Origin of the sequence: Microbacterium sp. 4NA327F11, assembly GCF_005503465.1 — a bacterium.
Taxonomy (GTDB): domain Bacteria; phylum Actinomycetota; class Actinomycetes; order Actinomycetales; family Microbacteriaceae; genus Microbacterium; species Microbacterium ginsengisoli.
The window spans coordinates 26320-32319 of sequence record NZ_SCOB01000023.1 but is presented as its reverse complement, the minus strand read 5'-3'; the positions used below and the strand labels follow the sequence as shown (position 1 = coordinate 32319).

Below are 6000 nucleotides of genomic sequence, written 5' to 3'. Positions count from 1 at the left end.
CTCCCCACCCTGCTCGACGACGCCATCAGCCACCCGGCGACCTCCCCCGGCCTCCCCGCACCCTGGTACGCCGTCTACGGCAACCACGACACCCTGCTGCTCGGCACGTTCAACCTCAGCCCCACGCTGCACGCCCTCGCCGTCGGCGGCCGCAAGGCGTACACACTCGAAGCGACGGCATCGATGGCGCTCGCGGGCTACGCCGCCAGCGGCAGCGCCGTCACGCAGCTGCTCGACGCGTTCGGCCTCTGGCTCGGACGCCCCGGCTTCAGAGAGGTCACCGCGAACCCCGACCGCTACCTGTTCGCGCAGCGCGACTTCATGGCCGAGCACTTCACGACCGAGACCCAGCCCGGACCCATCGGCCACGGCTTCACCCAGCACAACCTCGACTCGGGCGAGACCTGGTGGACGGCGCAGCTGTCCCCGTTCGTGCGCGCGATCGGCCTCGACACCTGCAACGCCGTGGCCGGCCCCGACGGGGCCCTCCCCGACGTGCAGTTCCAGTGGCTGAAGGCTCAGCTGCAGCAGGCGACCACCGAGGGCATGCTCGTCGTGGTGCTCAGCCACCACAACAGCCTCACCCTCGAGAATGACGCCCAGCGCCCCGGCGACACCACGGTGCTGCACCATGCCGAAGACGTCATCGACCTGCTCCTGGCCTACCCCGTCGCGATCGCCTGGCTCAACGGCCACACGCACCTCAACCAGATCCTCGCCCACCCCGGTGCGAATGGCGGCGGCTTCTGGGAGATCACGACCGCCTCGTGCATCGACTTCCCGCAGCAGCAGCAGGTGCTCGAGATCGTCGACAACCGCGACGGCACCCTCTCGATCTTCACCACCGTGCTCGACCACGCCTCGGCGGCCGCCCCCGCCGGCACCGGCGCGTCCCGCGACCTCGCCGCTCGCGCCCGCGAGTTCGCGGCCAACGACTGGGCCGAATCCCCGGCGATGCGTCGCGGCTCCGCCCTCGACCGCAACACCGAGCTGCTGCTCCCGGCCCCGTTCGACCTCGAGAAGATCACGGACGCCGCGCTCGAGGCCCAGCGCATGACCGAGCGCGCACGCATCCTGGCCCACGAGCAGAAGGCGGCATCGTGAGACGCACCTGGGCGCTGGCCGCGCTCGTCGTGGCCGCGGCATCCCTCACCGCCTGCACCCAGGTGCAGGCCATCGCCCCCGTGGGCGGCACCCACCTCGAAGAGGTGAGGTACGCGGGGATCGACGTGCTGCAATCGGCGAAAATCGAGATACTGACCGCGCCTGTGTGCACCCGAGCCACCGACGGCGGCGTCAGCTGCACCGGCGAGACCCTGACGAAAGAGACGATCACCGTGAGCTCCCCCGCGTCCGCGAAGACGACCCTCATCGTGAAGGTCGGCGACACGACCCTCTACGACGGTGACCTGCAGCCCGTGCTCGACAAGGCGGCCGGCAAATGAGCCGCGTGCGCTCGGGCATCGCCCTCGCGATCGTCATCGTGCTCGGCGCGGTCGCGCAGGGGTTGACGGCTCTGCCTGCCGTCGGCAGCACCGACACGACGGCGCTCTCGATCATCGGCGTCGTGTCGATCGTGATCGTCGTGGTCGAGGTGTGGCTGCTCGGCTGGGCGGCGTGGGCATTCGCGACCCGTGCGCCCGGTGGGCCGCGCGTCGCAGCCTTCGGGTGGATGTCGCTGCTCGTCATCATCCTGCTGGTCGTCGCCGGCGCCGTCTCGATCCTCGTTCCGCTCGTGCTGACAGCGGCCGGATGCCTCGTGGCCGCGGCAGCCGCCGGCCAGCGGCCCTGGCACGGCTTCCGCGTGTTCCGCGCCCACCCGTGGGCCGCGGTGATTCTGCTGGTCGTCGGCTCCGTCGTGCTCACCGTCGCCTGGATCGCCGCGTTCAGCGCCGGATTCTTCATCACCGGCGCCGTCGGCGGAATGATCACCTGGCTCGTATTCGGCATCGCCGGAGGCGGCCTGCTGATCTGGTGGTCGTCGCTCGTGCAGCGCACCGCGGAATCCGCAGCATCATGAGCTTCACGGGCCTCAGCCCCGACGCGATCGCGTTCTTCGGCGAGCTCGCCGAGAACAACACGCGCGAGTGGTGGCTGGCGAACAAGCACCGCTACGACGAGAACGTGCGCACCCCGTTCGAGCTGCTCGCGGGCGAGCTCGAACCCGAGTTCGGCGGGCTCAAGATCTTCCGTCCCTACCGGGACGTGCGCTTCAGCGCCGACAAGACGCCCTACAAGACGCACATCGGCATGGTGTCCTCGACGCCTCCGGTCGCGTTCTACCTGCAGCTGTCCGCCGAGGGACTGCTCGTCGGCGGCGGGGTCTACGACGTTCCGCCGCCCGCACTCGCCCGCTTCCGGGAGATCGTCGCCGACGAGGCATCCTTCGCCCGTCTCGAGCCGGTGCTCGCCGGCCTCACGCAAGCGGGGTTCACCCTGATGACGGATGACGCGCTGCGCACCGCACCGCGCGGCTACCCGGTCGACCACCCGCGCATCGACTTGCTGCGGCTCAAGCACCTCGCCGTCGGGCTGCGGGAATCCGTCGAGGACTGGTGGTTCACACCCGTCGCATACGACGAGATCTCGGCGCACTGGCGCGCGGTCGCACCCTGGCTCACGTGGCTCGCCGAGAACCTCGGCGACGACCTCGTGCGCGTGCGCGCCCGCTGAGCGGACGGGTTGTGCGCGGGCGGGCGCCGCGCGGCCCTGACCTGGGATGGGGCCCGCCCGTGCCCCGTGCCGCGTGCCCCTTGCCCGGGGCCAGGCTGCCCCTGCCCGACCCGGGCTGAGCGCACCGTCGGATGTTCTCGCCGACACGCCGGGAGTTCGGACCCAGCACCGGCGGGTCGGGCAGAAGTTCCGACGTTAGGCAGGTCGGCGACCCCCGGGGGTCTGAGTCACGGTGTGAGTCACGGCGACGGATCACCCCGCCCGGCGCCATGCCCCCGGGGCTCGGCCCGGCTCAGTCCTCCCAGCCGATGAGCCAGGTGAGGCCGAAACGGTCGGTGACCTGACCGTCGTGGGCGCCCCACGGGCGCACCTGCAGGTCGTCGACGATCGTGCCGCCATCGGCGAGCGCCTGGAACCACCGGGTCAGGGTGTCGGCGTCGGCGTAGCCGAGCAGCGAGAACAGCACGCCTCGCACGTGCGTGGTCTCCTCCCCCGGGGCGATGTCGGCGGCGAACAGCTCGACCGGTCCACGCAGGATGCCGTGCGCGATCGCCTCGCCCGGCCCGTCCGTGCGCGAGAACTGGGCGAACGTGTAGGCCTCGACCTCACCTCCGAACGCGGCCGCATAGAAGTCCAGCGCGGCACGGGCCTCGCCGTCGAAGTGAAGGTACGGAGCGGGGGCGGTCATGCGTCCTCCTCGGGTCGGGGCGGTCCGGCGACGACGGGGTGCGTGCCGGTGTAGCCCTCGCGTGCGGCCGCCGCGGCGTAGATGCCCTTGCGGGCGGCGAACCAGCCGATCACGAGCGCGGGGATGAGCACGATGAGCGAGGCGAGCACCCAGCGCCCGGTCTCCGAGAAGCCCATCGTGACGAGCACGAACAGCAGGAAGGCGAGCGTGAGGTACGAGGTGTACGGCGCGCCGAACAGGCGGAACGAGGGCTCTTTCAGGATGCCGCGCTTCGCCCACGTCCGCAGCTTGAGCTGGCAGAGGATGATCGTCGCCCAGCCGCCGATGATGCCGAGGGCGGAGATCTCCAGCACGATCTCGAAGGCCTCGGAAGGCCACAGCGCGTTGATGCCGACACCGCAGAGTGTGATGGTGGCGGTGAGCAGGATGCCGCCGAACGGCACGCCGTGACGGCTCATCTTGGCGGTGAACCGCGGGGCGGAGCCGTTGACGGACATCGAACGCAGGATGCGACCCGTCGAGTACAGCCCGGCGTTGAGGCTCGAGAGCGCCGCCGTGAGCACGACGAAGTTCATCACCGACCCGGCGACGGCGCCCGCCTGCGGGGATCCGATGTGGGAGAAGAACGTGACGAACGGAGACTCTCCGGCCTCGTACGTGGTGAACGGCAGCAGCAGCGAGAGCAGCAGCACCGAGCCGACATAGAAGATCGCGATGCGGAAGACGACGGTGTTGATCGCCTTCGGCATGACCTTCTCCGGCTCGGCCGTCTCACCCGCCGCGGTGCCGACGAGCTCGATCGCCGCGTAGGCGAACACGACCCCCGAGATCGCGAGGAGAGGCGCGACGGCGCCGAGGGGGAACACGCCCCCGTTCTCGGCGATGACCGAGAAGCCCGTCGCACCGATGTCGGTGCGCCCGCCGAACACGATGAAGCAGACGCCGACGACAAGGAAGACCACGAGCGCGCTCACCTTGATGAGGGCGAACCAGAACTCCATCTCGCCGAACAGCCGCACGCTCACGAGGTTGACCGACAGCACCACGACGAGGGCGAGCAGGGCGATCAGCCACTGCGGCACCTGCTGAAGCGGCTCCCAGTACTGCGCCCAGAACTTGACGTACAGAGCTGCTGCCGTGACGTCGACGATCGAGGTCATCGCCCAGTTGAGGAAGTACAGCCACCCCGAGACGAAGGCGAGCTTCTCGCCGTAGAACTCGCGCGCGTACGAGACGAACGACCCCGACGACGGGCGGTGCAGCACGAGCTCGCCGAGGGCCCGGAGGATCAGGAACGCGAAGAAGCCGCAGATCGCGTAGACCAGCACGAGAGAGGGTCCGCTCGAGGCGAGACGTCCGCCGGCCCCCATGAAGAGGCCGGTGCCGATCGCACCACCGATGGCGATCATCTGGATCTGCCTCGGTCGCAGGGTCTTGTGATACCCGGCGTCCTCGGTGGAGAAGTCCGCGACCGCGAGCGCGCGGTCCCCCGTGGTGCCGATGGGTCCCTCCTGGGCGTCTTCCGGATCGAGCCTGCTCGTGTCGGTGCGGTCTGTCATGCGCTCTCCGTTCGCACGCGGCGGCGCCGCGGTGGAGTCAGTCTCCCACTGCCGACAGCGTCCACGTGACGGATGCCGCCTCCCCCGGCGATATCGACCGCACCCCGGTGTCGAACGGGTACCGCTCCGCGTTGAAGGCGTCCGGCGCGCACGTCATCGGCTCGACGGCGACGCCGATGCGGTGTCCGGGGCTTCCCGGGCCGCCGGGCTGGTCGGCGGTGCAGATCTGCACCCACGGCGACCCGGCGTCGAAGGTGATGCGCGCGCCTCGGGCCGCGGCATCCGTCACTGTCACGGATGCCACACCCGCGCCGTCACGCGCGAGATCGGTGAACGCGTGGTCGATGCAGACCTCTCCGATCACCCGCGGTTCGCGGAAGTCGAAGCGAGCGGCGTCGACGGCGACCTCGGCGAGGTCGAGCGGCTTCAGGCGCCGCCGGGTGACCTCGAGCACGCGGGAGGCGGGGAGGTGCAGGAGCGCCTCGTTGACGGAGCCCGTCGCCGGAAGGAGGTAAGGGTGCGGTCCCGTGCCGAACGGCGCCGGAGTGCCGGACAGATTGACGGCGGTGACCGTCTGGGTGAGCCCGGAGCCGTCGAGTCGGTAATCGACGTCGACGCGAACCCGCCAGGGGTATCCGGACTGCGCCGCGATCGTCGTCGTCAGGAGGGCGCGCTCGGGCGTGTGGGCCACGACGGCGAAGTCGTACCAGCCGACGAGTCCGTGCAGGGCGTGGCCTCGCTCCGGCTCGGTGAGGGCGACGCGATGCGTCTCCCCTGCGAAGCGATACTCGCCGTCGACGATGCGGTTCGGCCACGGCGCGAGCGTCGCGCCCCGGAACGCGGGGCGCACCTCGTCGCGGGCGAACGGGACGATCAGGTCGCGGTCACCGAAGCGGAGGACGCGCACCGTCGCGCCGACCGTGCTCAACTCGGCGAGGTATCCGCCGCCACGAAGGGTCAGCGCGGTGCCGGACAGGGGGGCCGAAGCGTCGATGCTCACGGGGCGATCCTGGCAGACCCGTCGCGCGACGGCCACACGCGGCGCGGAACGCGACCGCGCTGTGGTCGGCCGGTTGCGCC

Annotated in this window: 7 protein-coding genes; 4 read left to right on the top strand and 3 right to left on the bottom strand. The window is 70.5% G+C overall.

From position 1 onward, the window contains the following. The 4 genes from FFS51_RS12780 to FFS51_RS12770 all read left to right on the top strand — a co-directional run. Positions 1–1104 (top strand): metallophosphoesterase family protein (locus tag FFS51_RS12780; protein ID WP_171006189.1); only part of this gene is annotated, 1104 nt, incomplete at its 5' end. Beyond that, positions 1101–1445, top strand: coding sequence for a hypothetical protein (locus tag FFS51_RS12775; protein WP_056519176.1), 345 nt, complete (start codon positions 1101–1103; stop codon positions 1443–1445). The genes FFS51_RS12780 and FFS51_RS12775, both read left to right, overlap by 4 nt. Then, the gene (locus tag FFS51_RS14750; protein ID WP_171006188.1) at positions 1442–2020 is read left to right on the top strand and encodes a hypothetical protein; all 579 of its coding nucleotides are present in this window, start codon (positions 1442–1444) and stop codon (positions 2018–2020) included. The genes FFS51_RS12775 and FFS51_RS14750 overlap by 4 nt, the downstream gene beginning before the upstream one ends. Beyond that, a complete protein-coding gene (locus tag FFS51_RS12770) occupies positions 2017–2673 on the top strand; it encodes a DUF2461 domain-containing protein (protein WP_171006187.1) in 657 nt (218 codons plus the stop codon). The genes FFS51_RS14750 and FFS51_RS12770 overlap by 4 nt, the downstream gene beginning before the upstream one ends. Positions 2674–2965: 292 nt before the next feature. Here FFS51_RS12770 and FFS51_RS12765 read toward each other — a convergent pair whose 3' ends face one another. From FFS51_RS12765 to FFS51_RS12755, 3 genes are read right to left on the bottom strand one after another with little or no spacing between them, the layout of a single operon-like run. Beyond that, complete coding sequence (locus FFS51_RS12765) at positions 2966–3361, bottom strand: VOC family protein (protein WP_045245895.1); 396 nt, start codon at positions 3359–3361, stop codon at positions 2966–2968. After that, positions 3358–4920 carry an amino acid permease gene (locus FFS51_RS12760; protein ID WP_137878550.1) on the bottom strand — a complete coding sequence of 521 codons (1563 nt, stop codon included), beginning with the start codon at positions 4918–4920 and terminating at the stop codon, positions 3358–3360. The genes FFS51_RS12765 and FFS51_RS12760 overlap by 4 nt, the downstream gene beginning before the upstream one ends. A 37-nt stretch (positions 4921–4957) precedes the next feature. Beyond that, positions 4958–5920: an aldose 1-epimerase family protein gene (locus FFS51_RS12755; RefSeq protein ID WP_349303924.1), complete on the bottom strand. Its 963-nt coding sequence runs from the start codon at positions 5918–5920 to the stop codon at positions 4958–4960. Positions 5921–6000 lie beyond the last annotated feature (80 nt).

Bases quoted from the DNA above. Each gene is read 5' to 3' on its own strand.
- FFS51_RS12770 (WP_171006187.1), top strand. From the start codon at position 2,017: ATGAGCTTCACGGGCCTCAGCCCCGACGCGATCGCGTTCTTCGGCGAG.
- FFS51_RS12765 (WP_045245895.1), bottom strand. From the start codon at position 3,361: ATGACCGCCCCCGCTCCGTACCTTCACTTCGACGGCGAGGCCCGTGCC.
- FFS51_RS14750 (WP_171006188.1), top strand. From the start codon at position 1,442: ATGAGCCGCGTGCGCTCGGGCATCGCCCTCGCGATCGTCATCGTGCTC.
- FFS51_RS12760 (WP_137878550.1), bottom strand. From the start codon at position 4,920: ATGACAGACCGCACCGACACGAGCAGGCTCGATCCGGAAGACGCCCAG.